This is a genomic window from Arenibacter arenosicollis (assembly GCF_014397245.1).
In the GTDB taxonomy this organism is placed as follows: domain Bacteria; phylum Bacteroidota; class Bacteroidia; order Flavobacteriales; family Flavobacteriaceae; genus Arenibacter; species Arenibacter arenosicollis.
The window spans coordinates 49,155-64,741 of record NZ_JACLHY010000023.1; the positions used below are offsets into that span (position 1 = coordinate 49,155).

16 protein-coding genes and 1 pseudogene are annotated in these 15,587 nt (G+C 37.2%); 16 read left to right on the plus strand and 1 reads right to left on the minus strand.

Annotation, left to right across the window (positions count from 1 at the left end; translation table 11 throughout):
- Positions 1 to 1,081: 1,081 nt before the first annotated feature.
- From H4O18_RS17865 to H4O18_RS17940, 16 genes and pseudogenes are all read left to right on the plus strand, one after another.
- Positions 1,082 to 1,489 (plus strand): nuclear transport factor 2 family protein, encoded by a 408-nt coding sequence (locus tag H4O18_RS17865; protein ID WP_187587160.1) that lies wholly within the window; start codon positions 1,082 to 1,084, stop codon positions 1,487 to 1,489.
- 291 nt (positions 1,490 to 1,780) lie between these two features.
- Positions 1,781 to 2,830 (plus strand): serine hydrolase domain-containing protein, encoded by a 1,050-nt coding sequence (locus H4O18_RS17870; protein WP_187587162.1) that lies wholly within the window; start codon positions 1,781 to 1,783, stop codon positions 2,828 to 2,830.
- 167 nt (positions 2,831 to 2,997) lie between these two features.
- Positions 2,998 to 3,438, plus strand: coding sequence for a hypothetical protein (locus tag H4O18_RS17875; RefSeq protein ID WP_187587164.1), 441 nt, complete (start codon positions 2,998 to 3,000; stop codon positions 3,436 to 3,438).
- Positions 3,439 to 3,587: 149 nt separating this feature from the next.
- On the plus strand, positions 3,588 to 3,830 hold the full coding sequence (locus tag H4O18_RS17880) for a DUF1059 domain-containing protein (RefSeq protein ID WP_187587165.1): 243 nt from the start codon (positions 3,588 to 3,590) through the stop codon (positions 3,828 to 3,830).
- Between the two features lie 117 nt (positions 3,831 to 3,947).
- Positions 3,948 to 4,526, plus strand: coding sequence for a DUF7010 family protein (locus H4O18_RS17885; RefSeq protein ID WP_187587167.1), 579 nt, complete (start codon positions 3,948 to 3,950; stop codon positions 4,524 to 4,526).
- Positions 4,527 to 4,656: 130 nt separating this feature from the next.
- On the plus strand, positions 4,657 to 5,010 hold the full coding sequence (locus H4O18_RS22295) for a hypothetical protein (RefSeq protein ID WP_246474404.1): 354 nt from the start codon (positions 4,657 to 4,659) through the stop codon (positions 5,008 to 5,010).
- 999 nt (positions 5,011 to 6,009) lie between these two features.
- Positions 6,010 to 6,522 (plus strand): GNAT family N-acetyltransferase, encoded by a 513-nt coding sequence (locus H4O18_RS17895; protein WP_187587169.1) that lies wholly within the window; start codon positions 6,010 to 6,012, stop codon positions 6,520 to 6,522.
- 165 nt (positions 6,523 to 6,687) lie between these two features.
- Entirely contained in the window at positions 6,688 to 7,470 is a 783-nt protein-coding gene (locus H4O18_RS17900) for a polysaccharide lyase (RefSeq protein ID WP_187587171.1), read from the plus strand.
- A gap of 243 nt (positions 7,471 to 7,713) precedes the next feature.
- A complete protein-coding gene (locus tag H4O18_RS17905) occupies positions 7,714 to 8,505 on the plus strand; it encodes a polysaccharide deacetylase family protein (RefSeq protein WP_187587173.1) in 792 nt (263 codons plus the stop codon).
- A 169-nt stretch (positions 8,506 to 8,674) separates the two neighbouring features.
- Positions 8,675 to 9,007: a cupin domain-containing protein gene (locus H4O18_RS17910; RefSeq protein ID WP_222942461.1), complete on the plus strand. Its 333-nt coding sequence runs from the start codon at positions 8,675 to 8,677 to the stop codon at positions 9,005 to 9,007.
- Between the two features lie 13 nt (positions 9,008 to 9,020).
- Positions 9,021 to 9,602: a dihydrofolate reductase family protein gene (locus tag H4O18_RS17915; RefSeq protein WP_187587177.1), complete on the plus strand. Its 582-nt coding sequence runs from the start codon at positions 9,021 to 9,023 to the stop codon at positions 9,600 to 9,602.
- 237 nt (positions 9,603 to 9,839) lie between these two features.
- A complete protein-coding gene (locus H4O18_RS17920) occupies positions 9,840 to 11,489 on the plus strand; it encodes an Ig-like domain-containing protein (RefSeq protein ID WP_187587179.1) in 1,650 nt (549 codons plus the stop codon).
- 546 nt (positions 11,490 to 12,035) lie between these two features.
- Positions 12,036 to 12,356 (plus strand): ArsR/SmtB family transcription factor, encoded by a 321-nt coding sequence (locus H4O18_RS17925; RefSeq protein WP_187587214.1) that lies wholly within the window; start codon positions 12,036 to 12,038, stop codon positions 12,354 to 12,356.
- Complete coding sequence (locus tag H4O18_RS17930) at positions 12,353 to 12,859, plus strand: SRPBCC family protein (protein ID WP_187587181.1); 507 nt, start codon at positions 12,353 to 12,355, stop codon at positions 12,857 to 12,859. The genes H4O18_RS17925 and H4O18_RS17930 overlap by 4 nt, the downstream gene beginning before the upstream one ends.
- 1 nt (position 12,860) lies before the next feature.
- Positions 12,861 to 13,286, plus strand: a pseudogene (locus H4O18_RS17935) (VOC family protein).
- A 38-nt stretch (positions 13,287 to 13,324) separates the two neighbouring features.
- Entirely contained in the window at positions 13,325 to 13,672 is a 348-nt protein-coding gene (locus tag H4O18_RS17940) for a nuclear transport factor 2 family protein (RefSeq protein ID WP_187587183.1), read from the plus strand.
- Positions 13,673 to 13,850: 178 nt separating this feature from the next.
- On the opposite strand, the gene H4O18_RS17945 is transcribed toward H4O18_RS17940, so the two are convergent.
- Entirely contained in the window at positions 13,851 to 15,281 is a 1,431-nt protein-coding gene (locus tag H4O18_RS17945) for a GH39 family glycosyl hydrolase (protein ID WP_187587185.1), read from the minus strand.
- Positions 15,282 to 15,587 lie beyond the last annotated feature (306 nt).

Consider the following 15,587-nt stretch of genomic DNA (forward strand, 5'->3'; position numbering starts at 1 on the left):
GTTCATTTTTTGCATCGCCCAAAAAACGAACCAAAAAAGGCTAGGCTGATTTTTCTTTTTTTGAAATCTACGGACTTTTCACGGCCGCAGCGTCCAGACCGCTTTCACAAAGGTGAAATGCTCTTTGGACGCCTACCCAAACCCCATGTGAAAACCCCTTGATTTACTACTAAAATAAAAATAGGCCGTTCCTTTGGTCTTTCAACCTTCTTAGTTCTGATAAATCATTGTCCGTTATCGAATACCATTGAGCAAATCCTAAAGTCGATCTTCTTCCGTCGTGGAGATGGCATGGCCGTTAAGAATTATTGAAGCCTTGGAAATAATTTAGGCCATGGCATCGGTCCATAAAATCCCAAGATTTTAGGGGCCACCTAGTGAAGAAGGGTCTTTTCTTTTGGTTCGTTTTCTTTGGACAAGCAAAGAAAATGAACGAATCAAGATATTCATAACCTCCTTATTCTGCCAGGGTCTTGGCTATATCCCTGACCTTATGCGAGGATGCCACCACGGTTCCTGCCTGAGTCAGTCAGGCCTAACGCAGCACACTTGAATCAATAACTGTAAACCAGTGTATCGCTCCCCCCCTATTTACCTATACGTTCCAGTGCGTTAAAGAAGTTTTTTCAATTAGTGCTTTAGACTTTTCATAAATTCTGAACACTCAATTCAAGTCTTGGTATTTCCCAGGTGAACCACTTATGGGCAGACAGTAAAAAGATGTAATTCAACGGGTAATCCAGTATTTAATCGATGAAACAAATACCAGAACCAATATTTATTACCTTAGAAGCTACGAATCTAGCTCTTGGTTGTAGTACTCCCTCCTCTTTACACCAGCGAAAATTTTATTTGATTATTGGATCTTAAACAGTATTCGGGTACCGTCCCGTTGACTAGGAATATGCTAAAATAGTTATATGGTAACTTTTTTCGGTTTCAGTATGTTGTGCTTCATTAAGAGATTGCCAAAAGTAAATTAAGTACAGCTGGACTTATTGTGTCCTGTGAAAAGAGGAAATTTATTTTCGAAAGAATAAAAAAGAATTTCAAATACATTTTTTAACTTAAATCAAAAATCATGGAAAACAAACAAAACCTTCAGGTTATAGAGAATCTTTACAACGCTTTCGCAACGGGAGATATGCCTACAGTTCTCGGGTCTATGGATCCTGCTATTGAATGGAACGAAGCCGAAAGTAATTCGCTGGCAGATGGCAATCCCTATGTTGGTCCAAATGCTATTTTGGAAGGCGTTTTTGCACGACTTGGAGCCAACCACGAGCACTTTGGGCTGAAGGATGTTAAAATCCACGGTATGAATGACAATAAGGTTTTAGCTACCCTACGTTATGATGCTAAAGTAAAGGTAACTGGAAAGGCCTATAATGCACAAGCTGCGCATCTTTGGACGCTTAATAATGAAGGAAAAATTACGGCCTTTCAACAATTTGTGGATACCAAGAAGTTGGCAGACGCTGAAAAGTAATTTTAATTGTATCAACGTATAGATTACTAAAAACATAACCACGCTAAATAGTGTTTCAGGCAAACACTATAAGATTTCCCTTTGTGCATGGTGGAAAGCAATCGCTAGTTGCCTTATAGTTTGTAAAAATAGGAATAGGTTGACTTGTTCATCCGTATATTGTGAGCAAGAAAAAAAATGGGCATAGACCCACATGGTTATGGCACAATTCCCTGCGGAAATATAATTTTAAAAAATGAAGCTGGTAATTAAGGGGGTTAATTTTCTCTAATTGTCCGGTCCTAAAATATTATGTCGAAAGAACAAACAAAACGTATTCTTAGAATAGTATTTATTATTGCTAGTATAAGCTCTTTGTATTTCGTACCATGGATTTTGGTAAAGGCTTGGATTTTACCACTACCCGATACCGTTCAAGAACAGCTTAATGAAGGAATTGATCATGGATTTGATGGAATGATCATTTATGTGGACCAAGCAGGGAAGCCACCGGAGTTTTATGCCTCAGGTTGGCACGACCGAAAAAAGAAGATACCTGCCGACCCCCACGCCTTATTCAAGATTGCCAGTATTACCAAGCTTTATGTGGCAGTTGCTACCGCAAAATTAGTCAAGGCCAAGCGTTTGTCCTTGGATAAAACGCTCGCGGATTACTTTCCTGAACTTGTGGGAAGAATTGAAAATGCAGAAAGAATCACATTGAGAATGATGGTGCAGCACCGAAGTGGCATTCCCAATTTTGTAGACCATCCCGATTATTGGAAAAACCCGCCCACAACCAAACAAGAAACTCTTGATTACGCTCTGGATTTACCGGCCGATTTTGAACCAGGGGAAGATTATGGCTATTCAAATACCAATTATATGCTGATTTCCGATCTTATTGATAAGGTGCTAGGTTACAGCCATCAACAATACATAAAAGAAGAAATTCTAATGCCCATAGGGCTGAAAAACACTTACGGTTCGTTAAATGAAGTGAACATAGATGATGTTATGAGTGGTTATTATGTTGGCTATGAGGAAGATTTAAAGACAGAAAACACAGGCCTAATGCTGGCTACTGCAGAAGATGTGGGTATTTTTTTGAGGGCCCTGAACGATGGCTCCGTGTTTAATGAAGGAGAACAGGAAATCTATTCCTCCATTTATGTGTACAAGCATACAGGCCTGCTTGTAGGCTATCAGAGTATTGCAGAATACCACAAAGACATCGACACGGTGGTTATTCAATTTAACAATACCACGAATTTTGATGGATACGACTGGAATTTAGCTGAAATCATTTATAGTAGAATTGTAAAAATAGTGAGCCGTAAAAAAGCTCATGATGAGGTCTAAAACATTGCTATGGTAAGCATTCAGATAGGTTTATATGTAGCGGGGAGGTCTGTCTAAAATCTGCTATGTTTTTCGGAAAACAAGTACCAACTGAGTCATAGTTTGCTAAATATATAGTAACTTGTTGCTATAGCCGTACGTTGTATATAATTTCCAAAAAAGAAAAAATGCTTAAAAGAATGGAATTTTCTATTGAAATAAAGGCTGAAAAAACCACGATTTGGAAAGCGCTATGGAATCAGAGCTCCTATCGAGAATGGGCCAGTGTTTTCTTTGAAGGGTCCTTTGCGGTTACTGATAATTGGGAAGAAGGCTCCAAAGTTCATTTTCTTGCCCCAGATCAAAGCGGTATATACAGTGTTATCGAAAAACACATCCCTAATAAAAGCATACGATTTAAGCATATTGGAAATGTTTTAATCGGAAAAGAGCTACCCATTGATAATGAAACAAAAAAGTGGTCTGGAGCAACAGAAATTTATTCCCTTACAGAGGGAAAGAACTCCTGCACACTTACCGTTAACATAGATATCATGGATGAGCACCTAGAATTTATGACAAAGACATTTCCTAAAGCACTGGAGAAAATAAAAAACAACTGTAGCTGACAACGCGTATAATTAATTGCTTCAGAATTACACCGCGGGTAATTCAATTGAATTATTTAACTTGCCACTAGGTGGTAAAATCAAAACTGATTTGCCGCAACTAACCATACACAAACACCTTGGCGCTAATTAAAACTGAATTGAATATTATGAAAACAATGACTTGCAGACAATTAGGAGGCGCGTGCGACTTGGAGTTTCACGGAAATACTTTTGACGAAATATCTGAAAAAAGTAAACAGCATGGAATGGAGATGTTTCAAAAGAATGATGAACCCCATCTTAAAGCAATGAATAAAATGAGGGAGTTAATGAAAACTTCTGATTCCGAGGCAATGAAAAATTGGATGAAAAGTAAACGAGATGAATTTGATGCATTACCAAATAATTAACTACCACCAACATTGTGTCATTCGCTATTTTCAATGTCACGCCTTTTATTTCAAAAGATCTCACTAGTTTCAACAGCATATACATTGACCGTTGTACATTTTAATAAGATTTAATCAATGAAAAGAACTCTTGAAGAACAGCGAATTGAATTTTCCAATCAGAAATTTCTCGCTACTCCTATAGCAGGCTTAATTGTATGGGCAATTATTGGATTTGTGGGGATATTATTTTCGGATTTTATAGCGGTTTGGGCCATATTTATTGGCACAGGAAGTATTGTATACCTAGGTTTATTTCTCTCAAAATTCACTGGTGAAAATTTCCTGGACAAAAGTAAACCGAAAAATGAATTCGATACACTTTTCCTTTTTACCGCCGGACAAGCCATTCTAGTATACTCCATAGCTATACCCTTTTTCTTGGTGGACTATTCTTCCCTCCCAATGACCGTAGGAATTTTGACTGGATTAATGTGGTTGCCATTTTCCTGGATTATTAAACATTGGGTCGGTATTTTTCACACTATGACAAGAACAATATCAATAGTTGCGCTTTGGTATCTTTTACCGGAATATAGATTTATAGCAATACCTTTCACCATTGTATTGATTTACATATTGACCTTATTGATTCTCAAAACAAGAAAAAGAAGTCATACCGACACCGCAACATCGGCTACATTAAATGCGATTTAGAGTGAGGTAATGGAGATAATTAAATCCAACTATGTGCGTGGCTTAAAGTAAGCGCTTGTTGGCTTATAGTTTGTTATATATAGTAACTTGTTGCTATAGCCTTACGTTAGCACTTATTTGAGAAAAAAAAATGAAACGATTAACAAAGATCATAAAAAAGAATATTTCAGGAAAAAAGGTTTTAGGACTTTTTATCTTGACCAATGTTGTTTACACCTTTATGCTGACTGTTACAATTCCCAAAACAATGGAATTCTCTAACGGAATGAAATTATTGGATATGATGCCCGCCGGATATGATTTGAATTATGTTAGTGAACTATTTAGTTCGCTTGGAGAAAATGGACGGATGACTTATCTAAACAACCAAATACCTGTGGATATGATTTACCCACTACTATTCGGACTTTCTTACTGTTTGCTTTTGGGATATTTCTTGAAGAAGTTGAACAAATTAAATTCCCATATACTTATCTCTGCCTAATACCGATAATTGCCGGAATTGCAGATTATTTAGAGAATTTGGGAATTATCACAATGCTTAAAAACTATCCCGAATTGACAGAGATTACAGTTTATACAACTAATATGTTTCCAGTTATAAAAAGTATTTCAACAAGTATATTTTTTATTGCATTGATAGTTGTCTTGATAACACTTGGAATTAAATTATTAAGGATCAAAACAAGTGTTAATCGAGTAGACGGCCGTGAGCAGTAAAGCCCACGGTGCGCCTCTCACACCACTGTACATACGGGTCTCGTATACAGCGGTTCGCAATCCATCTTTTCAATCGCTCTTTACACCAATCGAAACTATTCTGTACTTTTTCAAAAGGCTACAGATTTTCTTGGGAATCGGTCACCCAATTAGCGAAAATCAATGCTCCCATCGTAATTTCCAGAAGGATTGCGTTCGGTCCTTCCCCACTTGTGAGACCTGTGCAGTTTTATGCAACTCATTTCCCGTAGGTACTATGACCTCTGCTGACTTCTCCGTTATATCAACACGTAATTACGGAGACCTCCCCAGTTAATGACATCTTCTTCCCTCGATTCCTGCCAGATCTACTGCTTCGGCATTCACTTAAAAGTGTTTCGGACTTCACAATGATGTGCTTGCTCATCCATCCTCACAGCCTCGTATCTGGTTCCTGTTCGTCAGTACCGAGTTTTGTAGTCCTGCTTCCTTCACTCCCCATCTCACGATAGGCGAGCTTGCAGCTTACTAATGGTTCAAGGCGTTACCCCTGCCCATAAGGGACTTGCACCCTCTAGATTAATACCATATCTTAGATATAGTAAAGATGCCCATGCTGGGCCCACACAATGTATAACCGCAATTACGGCGGATTCGACTACGTCCGAATCCACTCGGAATTACTAAAGTCAGTGCCAAACCGAAAATTAACGCATATAAACCCGTAACTGACGGTTATACGCACCGTTAGCGGCAAGCATGAACAATCACTACAACAAATAAAATGAGACTTCCACCATACGACAAATTTCCAAGTATTTCGGGCGACAATATATTGTTGCGACAAATTCAATTTTCCGACATCAATGACATTATTGAAATTTCATTCTACGACTCTATTCAAGCTACAACATTGACACAAGCAATAGAAATGCAAGCCAAAATAAATGTGGACTACAACAACGGAAATTCAATACACTGGGGTATTGCAGACAAATTAACAAATAAGATTGTTGGAACTTGCGGTTATTATCGTGGACTGGACAAAGGCGAAGGAGAACTGGGTTGTGTTTTATTGCCTCAATACCGTGGACAAGGATATATGACTTTTGCAATGTTATTAGCAATTGAATTTGGACTAAATAATATTGGACTAAAACGCATTTGGGCTATAACAACTAAACAAAACGAAAAAGCAATAAAACTTATTGAGAAACTTAACTTTATAAAAATTGCAGATATGGACGACAATGAAGTAGAATACGAATTAAGACAAGATTTAAATCTAACAGACTAATGGAAAAAATGCCTATCGCTAACAGGTGTTTGGCTCAATGGCGGGTGACGTGGTTAATTTAACATTCTGTTCGCATCAATTTTTGTGCTGTATTGACAGTTATGTGCTCTGAAATTCGCCACTGCGCCAAGTGCCGAGACGTTGTACTCAATTAGAAAGATTTATATGAAAAGAATGATTGGAATAAATGTGTTGATTTTTTTTGTTGGACTAATTTCAAACTCTTGTAATAAGAATTCTGCCGTACCTACTACTAGCAATGAGAAAAAATTGTTTAAAAGTTCTTTTGAAACTATAGATGATTTTTCAGGATTTTATATAACACCTCAAGGACACCTGGAAACAACTTTCCATGAATTATCGGATTCAATTGTTCATAGTGGAATTTTTTCCCATAGGGCTTGGATTGATGGTGCCAATCCTCCATCAATTACTGAAAACAATAACCATAGAGGCTATCCAACTATTCAACTTAAAAACACATTAGGCGGTTCATTTATATCGCCTTGTTATATAACTTTTTGGGTATGGTTGGATATGGACCTGCAGGCAAGTACAACTGGCGGAGAAGACGATTGGTTTAGCTTTGCAACATTCACAGATGACGAGTCTGACAATTGGGATAGAACATTATTGGTGAATTTATCCCATGACGGTTACGTGCATTTACAAAATGTACCTAAGCAGAATGAACAGGAACACGAATTTCAAACTTCAAACATTACTTTCCCTCAAAAAGAGTGGGTTGAGCTGAAAGTATATTTGGACCTAAGCAATGGAGGATATGCAAAAGTCTGGCAAAACGGACAATTGGTGTCACATGCAAAAATTGGGAACATGACCAATAAGTTGTCTCAAGCTCATTTTGGGCTTTATTGTTCTCCGCAATTAAGAAAGGGAACTGTTTACAATGATGATTTGATCATAAAAGAAGTTGATGGAGAATAAACTACTACCAACAGGTGTATAGTTAACTGGCCCCCTCCGAATCGGTACCTGCCCAACTTGAGCATTCAGGTGGGTTGCTTGGATCTTTGTGTACTCGGGAAATCCCCACTACTTTGGCGTAGCAAGTTCGGTTTCCTTTTGCTAAATTAGTTGCTTAACTATCGTATCTACCGAACATAAAACCATGTAAGCCATTCAGGCTTATAAATTGATTTAAATATATTGAACCATAAAAATATAATTATGAAAAGAATATTCATTTATGCAATGGTTATAATAATGACCGCCCAGTTTTCATATTCTCAAGCTATAAATAAAAACTTCAAATGGCCTGAAGATAAAAAAGCCGCGGTCTGTTTAACCTTTGATGATGGTCAAGATTCACATCTGGATAATGCCATACCTCTTCTTGATTCCTATAATATGAAAGCAACTTTTTATTGTCCAGGGAATAAGGAGTCTTTACATAATCGCACCTCTGAATGGAAAAAGATCGTTGAAAACGGCCATGAACTTGGCAATCATTCATTATTTCATCCGTGTGATGGTAGATTATTCGATTGGGTTACACCAGAATATGACTTAAACAATTACACTAGAGAACAAATGCGGATGGAATTATATACTGCCAACACACTCTTAAAAGCTGTTGATGGAAAAACGAATAGAACATATGGTTACACCTGCTCAAACTTTAAAGTACAGGGAGATTCCACCTACGTGGATATAGTGAAGGATCTATTTTCGGCAGCAAGAGGTGATGGCCCAATACCTAGCACCATGGAAAAAATTGACATTAATTTTATGCCAAGTTGGTGTGTGGACAGTCATACCGGCAAAGAACTAATCGATTATGTAAAAGAAGCAAGAAGTAAAGGAACTATTGCCACATTTATGTTTCATAGTGTAGGAGGTGGTTACTTAAACGTATCCAATGAGGCTTTACAGGAACTATTGATTTATCTTAAAGAAAATGAACAGGATTATTGGGTAGACACCTTTTTTAATGTTACAGAATATATTTCAAATCAATAAGTAAATATATATATATATTGGTGTGTTAAGATCGTAAAACGTCGGCGGAAATAGGAGGACAACACCATAACAGAAGTAACTATCACGAAAAACCATGAAGCATAAAGGCAATGCAACCGACACAATAATTCTCAAATCAGGCGAAGGGAGAACTTACAATTGCGGCACAATGACAGCAATATTTAAAGCGGATGAAAATGAAACCGCCAATAAATACAGTATTTCGGAATGGTGGTTAGAACCAAATTCGGACGGACCTGGTGCTCACCAACACGAAGACAATGACGAAGTGTTTTATGGCCTGCAAGGAACGGTAGCAGTGTTGGTCGGCGACAAATGGATCAATGTTGAAAAAGGCACTTTTTTAAGAATACCAGCGAAAACCATCCACGACTTTGCTAACAGGACCAACGAAAAAGCTGGACTTCTTAACTTTTATATACCAGGCGGCTTCGAGAGAAATATGCCTTCTATTGTGAAATGGTTTGAAGAAAACAATTAAAATCACAGCTATTATGAGAAAAATAATATCATTTGTGCACATATCCCTGGACGGTTTTGTAGCAGGGCCCAAGGGAGAAATGGACTGGATAAAACTTGATGAAGAAATTTTTGATCATGTAGGGAAACGGATAAGCAAGGGCGACACTGCATTATATGGCCGGGTAACCTATGAGATGATGGAAAATTACTGGCCTACCGCGGCAGACAAGCCAAGAGCCACTAAGCACGACAAAGAACATTCAAAGTGGTATGCCAAAGCCCACAAAGTTGTTATGTCCAAAACAATGAAAGGCGCAGATCTGACCAACACAAAAGTTATTAGTGACAAGCTTACGGACCGCATAATGGAAATAAAACAATCCGGCCAAGGCGGAGGTGAGGACATCTTGGTGTTCGGAAGCCCAACTGCAACACATTCACTTATGCAACAGAACTTAATAGACGGCTACTGGCTATTTGTGAACCCTATTATTCTTGGACAGGGCATTCCGTTGTTTAAGAGTATCCAAGACAAGACAAAACTTAAACTATTAACAACCCACCAATTTAATTGCGGAGTAACCGAACTGAATTATATAGTGGACAGACCTTAGCAACTAACCGCTTACAAAGTAAATACAACATTCTAAAAATATCTTCCTTAAAACCTCCACAATATGGTTTACGATCTATCCATTCAAAGAAAACCAGTTCCATCATTAGTACAAACAAACACGGATATATATGGATTTCTAATTATTACTATGCCATTCATAATTTGCCAATTTCATAAAGCAATATTGAAGAATAAAGTTCGTTAATTTTATTATTAAAAAATTAAAACCTTATTCATGCAAAGAACCAGTCTTCAATATCTTCTTTTGATATTTTTTGTTTGTTTTTCATGTACAACGGATACAGAAGAAACATCGAAAGAAACGGTGGACACTACAGCTCCTACTCTTAGTTTTTCCATAGAAGATATTGAAGTTTCTTCGAACGACCCCATTCGCGTGTCAGGGAAAATAAACATTAAGATTGAGGCCACGGATGTAAGTGGCATTAGTAAGGTTGAAGTCTATATTAACAATGAAAAAGTTGCAGAAGATACATCATCACCCTTCGATTTAAGTATTGACTTATCATCCTATACATCAACCTCTAGTCTGAAAAAATTTGATTCTAACGCCATCTTAAAAATAATTGCATATGATAAAGCGGGTAACGAAACTACAATAGAAAAAAATTTAGTCATTTTTAATAGGGAATATCTTTTGGATATTAATATTCCGGAGGGGTTTCTCAATTCATTTCTCGAAAACGTTTATGTCTTCGCTTCTGATATGGACGGAAATTATTTAGATTCAACAACAGAACCTATCACTGCTTCCACAAGACAAATAAAGATTTATGCCCCTGAGGATTTTGATTTAACCAAAGAATTCATGATTACTTTTATGACTTTCAATCCCGGGAATGAAAACAGTTTTTCATATGCCACAACTTTTCAGAATTTAACGAAGGATAATCTCAACGAAATAAATCTAAAGGTCCCAGAACGCTTTCGCGTATTTGAAAATAAATTAGTGCCTGCTATTGGTTTTGGGGACAAAATTCACCCCGTTGGGTCTGGTATTGATTACAGAACAAGCTTAAATAACACAGGGCAAGAATGGCTATTTCAAACATTAATTCCTGAAACAACGAATGATTTAACTACGAATAAAATTTACCTAAGTTATTTTTTAGATCAAAGTTTCACGAATTATCACTACCTATTTATTGATAGACCTTTAGCCGAAGATTTTCAGTTGAAGACAAATAATTTTGTAAACGCCAATTCAACTTCGGGAAGCATTTCCTTTACCAACTTTCAACAACAACCCGAAATAAAAACCCATCTTACAATTTATGGTTACGAAAATGAAAACGATGTCCAAAAAAATATTTACCACACCCTATGGGGGCAAGGAACCACTAATTTTACATTACCCATAATTTATAGCTATAACGATTCGTTTTACCAATATCGTCATCGCCTTTCAATGGAAAATTTCCACACAGAAGGACTGGGACTTCCTTTGGAGGAATATACGATACCAAATTGGACATTAAATCCTATAATCCAAAATAATAAGGTGATACTCAACAAAACTGGTGAAGGGCATTCAATAGGTAGAATTTCATTACAAGAGGACCAGGAAAAAGATATTTATGATTGGAGAATCTTATTCGACAGTGAAAAGACAAACGAAGTAGTTATTCCTAAAATTCCAGAGCAATTACAAAACATCCCGTTTTTTACTTTATATGAATCCAATTCGTTTGAATTACAGCAGACTGAAATTAGTAAATTCGAAGGCATTGACAACTATGGGCATTATCTAACGGAAATAATAAAGGAAAATAGAAATATTAATAATTACTCAAACAGAAAAGAAACAATATTTCAATCAAATCCAATGATTTATTTTCAGTTCAATGATTTTGTATTCGACTAAATCTATGCGGCATAAAGGAAGTACATACCCTGGATTTAATTAATTACTTTCCGGCTGCATTAATGAGTTTGTAATTTATTTAGTGGACAGACCATAACAAAGACCTAAAGCAAAATACCTGGCCTATTTCTTTGGGCGTTCCCTCCTACCTCGGGCGGGCCCTTGGCTATATCCCTTGCGGTGCTGCGGAGATGCCGCCGCCGTCCCTACCTCTGGCAGGCAGGCCTAACGCAGAACATAATGTTCAACCCATTAGTTCTACATTTTTTGGATCGCCCAAATGCGTAGCATTCATGAATACCATTAAAAATCAATAGACTAGCCGATGAATAAAAACGATCAGGGCCGAAACTAAGGTATGGCGTACCTTAGTTTAAAAGGGCCAGCGGTAGCAGGGTTTACCTTCCTATATAGTCATAATGGTGGACCATGAACGACGCCAAAACATTCGAATATCCCATTCTAAATTTTGAAAAATCTACTAAAACTATTTGCGTAGTTAAATGACTTCATATATATTTGTAGTCAAATAGCTTCATAATGAAAATGAGAAGAGACATTTTTCAAGCAATAGCGGACCCAACAAGACGTGCCATACTGGTATTGCTTTCCACTCAAACTATGACTGCAGGGGAAATTGCAGCTAATTTTGATACGGCCCGACCTACGATCTCCAAACACATTCAAATTCTAAATGAGTGCGAACTCATAGAATCAAACCAACAAGGACGTGAAATTTTCTATCAAATTAGAATAGAAAAAATGAAAGAAATCGACAAATGGTTGGAACAATTCAAAAAGATTTGGGAAACCAAATTCGATCAATTGGACAATGTATTATCAACAATTAAAAGACAAAAAAAATGAAAAGCAATTTGTTATTCGACTTTACCGTTGACAAAACCACAAATACGGTATTTGTAAACAGGGAATTTGAGGCTGAACTAACTTTGGTTTGGGACGCATTCACTAAACAAGAAATCCTTGACCAATGGTGGGCGCCAAAACCTTGGCAATCGCGAACAAAGTCAATGGAGTTTAAAGAAGGAGGCCGCAGGTTTTATGCAATGGTTAGTCCAGAAGGTCAAGAACATTGGTCTATCCAAGACTATACTGACATTTCGCCAAAAACCAATTTCAAATATGTAGATGCCTTTGCTGACGAAAACGGAAACATTAACACCACTTTTCCAAGTTCAAAATGGAGCTTGAACTTTGATGAAACCAATGAATTGACCAAAGTAAGCATTGAGATACATCATAATTCCCTTGCAGACTTAGAACAAATAATTCAAATGGGTTTCAAAGAAGGTTTCACTATGACTCTTAACGACCTAGATAAACTTTTGAATTCCTTAAAAAACAATTAAAATGTCCGGCAAAATTTATCCTTGCTTGTGGTTTGACGGTCAAGCCCAAGAAGCAGCAAAATTCTACTGCTCCATTTTCAAGAACTCAAAAATAACCTCAGACAATCAAATGGTAGTTACCTTTTAATTGGACGGCAAAAAGTTTATAGGACTAAATGGTGGGCCAAACTTTAAATTTAACGAAGCTGTTTCTTTTGTAGTGGACAGTGAAACGCAAGAAGAAATTGACTACTATTGGAGCTCCTTAATCGTTGACGGTGGGCAAGAAGGCAAATGTGGTTGGCTAAAAGGCAAGTTTGGTATATCATGGCAAATTGTACCTACAGTTCTTCCAAAGCTTTTGAGCGACCCAAATAGGGCACAAAAGGTGATGGAAGTATTTATGGGAATGAAAAAGTTTGATATAAAAGCTCTTGAAAATGCTTAAGGACAAAATTAATTAATCATACTGCAACCATTGACAAAATGACTAAGGTAGAAATTGCAAAATCATTTTCAAACGGAGAATTTGAAAAAACATATGACTTCATCGCTGACAACGCTATTTGGACAGTTGTAGAGGAAAATACCTTTACGGGAAAACAAGCAATTATAGATAACTGCGAACAAGTTGGTAAGTACTTTAAGTCGGTAACTACTGATTTCAAAACTTTAAACATTATTACTGACGATAATAAAGTTGTAATTAGCGGAACAGCAGAATTTTTAAAAGACGGCCTACGTGTATCTTTTGTTTCGGCTTGTGACGTATATGAATTTAATGGCAACGAACAAATCCAAAACATAACATCTTATTGCATTCCAGGAAAATAGAAAAACAACGATAGGTCAAAACAGTAAAATAAAAATAGACCGGTTCCTGAGCCTACCTAGTAGTCCTAACGCATAATACAGAATCAAACTACAGTATATGCCGCACCCCTCCCCTCCTATTCGGCTAGCCGTTGGCCACATTTATGTGGAGAAATAGGTGTTTCTTAATTTTGATGGTTTACATAGCTTCAAAAAGAAGTAAACTAACCGTCGATTTGGGCAAGTCCACTATGAGGCTGAAATCTTTGCTGCTCAATATTTGTTCGCGGTCCAAGTCCAAATTGTGATTATCATCCAATACATATTCGCTACACTTTAGTTCGTTTTTAAAAGGAACATTCTTGATCTGCAGTTTATAACGAGAGGCATCATCATCAAAATTGCTTAGCAAAACTGCTGTTTTTCCCTCACCTAAATCAGTAGATGCAATAATAGAAACACCCGTTTCCTGTTTGTTTCCTGAAGTAGAAACCCGCGTGCCTAATTGTACCATTTTATGATAGGCTTCCAATGCATGAATTGCCTTTTTGGGTATTCCTGATTCATCAAAAAGCCCAATACGAAAAATGGTTCCAAAAGCGGAATAGTATTGCGCCATATTCAGTCCTGTATCCTGCATATAAGATAAAACTGAGACGGTAAAGGCTGAGCCAGGGGCGCCGGTGGTTTGGGTAAATACATCTCGCGATTCCGCTCTGTTTTTGCCATCGGGCCAGTATGGTATGTAATTCCATTCGGATAGACTGATTTCCACATCTTTAAACCCATGTTTTCTTATGGTGGCGTTGGATATTTCAATTCTTTTCATGAAGTCATCCGTACTTTTACTATAGATGTGATAGGAAACAAAGTCTAAAGGGGAATTGGTATTTTTGCAATGTTTAAGGAAAGCCTCGCCAAGCTCACTGTCCAGGTTAAAGGCGATTGTAGGACCTCCAACTTTTAGGTTGGCATCGAGTTTTTTTAAGGTCTTGGCCGTTATTTCATATAATTGAAGATACTGTTCTTGAGTTCCTGACCAGCAATCTGCGATGTCCGGCTCATTCCAAACTTCCCAATATTGAATATCCCACTTAAAGCCATCGGCCCAACCCATATTATAATGCTGCACTATCCGGGAACAAATGCGCGCCCATTTTTCAAAATCTGCCGGAGGATGGATGTAAAATTTTGGTTCCCCATGCTCTATACTTTCACCCAATCTAAATATTACTTTTGCGCCCAGGTCCAAGATCGACTTTATATAAATGTCCGTCTTTTGAAAATGATAGTTTGCCGGGTCATTTTCATCGGCATCAAAGTTTGGAAAGATGGTATGGATATCAACCGTTTCTTCATCGGAATATCGTGTATCATGCAGGCGTACATGTGGAGGGCCGAAGGTTTTGAAATATTCACTATTGTCAAATGCATTTCCCAATCTAATTCTCGGACCTCCGTTCACCCCGTGCAAGGGTTTGAAACCACCCATGGTTTTGGATACATCTACAGTAAACTCGGGTAAGGTTGCCGTGTCATTGCTTTGAGCCAGCTGTGCATTACCAGATAGTAATCCTAAAAATAAAAAAAGACCAAAGAATGCAGATGTAATACCATTGTTTGTGTTCATGGGTTTTTGGTTCGCTATTACGGTAAAATATCTAAATTATGATGTGTAATGAAAATGACTTGGATATATTTTTTTTTAAATAATCGCATTGAATTGGCAGCACCTTAAAAAACTGTAATTAAGAACCAATTGATAGTCAATGAAAAGTTACGTTCAGCAAACAAAGCATTATTTTATCGATTAAGCAAATATCAATCCCAATATTAATTATCTTAGAACAATAGTAACAAAAACATGGCTGTAGCACTCCCCCACTTTACACCACAGAAAATTTTATTGAATCGATGATATTAGAAATTTTCTTCT

Bases quoted from the DNA above. Each gene is read 5' to 3' on its own strand.
- H4O18_RS17865 (WP_187587160.1), top strand. From the start codon at position 1,082: ATGGAAAACAAACAAAACCTTCAGGTTATAGAGAATCTTTACAACGCT.
- H4O18_RS17870 (WP_187587162.1), top strand. From the start codon at position 1,781: ATGTCGAAAGAACAAACAAAACGTATTCTTAGAATAGTATTTATTATT.
- H4O18_RS17875 (WP_187587164.1), top strand. From the start codon at position 2,998: ATGCTTAAAAGAATGGAATTTTCTATTGAAATAAAGGCTGAAAAAACC.
- H4O18_RS17880 (WP_187587165.1), top strand. From the start codon at position 3,588: ATGAAAACAATGACTTGCAGACAATTAGGAGGCGCGTGCGACTTGGAG.
- H4O18_RS17885 (WP_187587167.1), top strand. From the start codon at position 3,948: ATGAAAAGAACTCTTGAAGAACAGCGAATTGAATTTTCCAATCAGAAA.
- H4O18_RS22295 (WP_246474404.1), top strand. From the start codon at position 4,657: ATGAAACGATTAACAAAGATCATAAAAAAGAATATTTCAGGAAAAAAG.
- H4O18_RS17895 (WP_187587169.1), top strand. From the start codon at position 6,010: ATGAGACTTCCACCATACGACAAATTTCCAAGTATTTCGGGCGACAAT.
- H4O18_RS17900 (WP_187587171.1), top strand. From the start codon at position 6,688: ATGAAAAGAATGATTGGAATAAATGTGTTGATTTTTTTTGTTGGACTA.
- H4O18_RS17905 (WP_187587173.1), top strand. From the start codon at position 7,714: ATGAAAAGAATATTCATTTATGCAATGGTTATAATAATGACCGCCCAG.
- H4O18_RS17910 (WP_222942461.1), top strand. From the start codon at position 8,675: ATGACAGCAATATTTAAAGCGGATGAAAATGAAACCGCCAATAAATAC.
- H4O18_RS17915 (WP_187587177.1), top strand. From the start codon at position 9,021: ATGAGAAAAATAATATCATTTGTGCACATATCCCTGGACGGTTTTGTA.
- H4O18_RS17920 (WP_187587179.1), top strand. From the start codon at position 9,840: ATGCAAAGAACCAGTCTTCAATATCTTCTTTTGATATTTTTTGTTTGT.
- H4O18_RS17925 (WP_187587214.1), top strand. From the start codon at position 12,036: ATGAGAAGAGACATTTTTCAAGCAATAGCGGACCCAACAAGACGTGCC.
- H4O18_RS17930 (WP_187587181.1), top strand. From the start codon at position 12,353: ATGAAAAGCAATTTGTTATTCGACTTTACCGTTGACAAAACCACAAAT.
- H4O18_RS17940 (WP_187587183.1), top strand. From the start codon at position 13,325: ATGACTAAGGTAGAAATTGCAAAATCATTTTCAAACGGAGAATTTGAA.
- H4O18_RS17945 (WP_187587185.1), bottom strand. From the start codon at position 15,281: ATGAACACAAACAATGGTATTACATCTGCATTCTTTGGTCTTTTTTTA.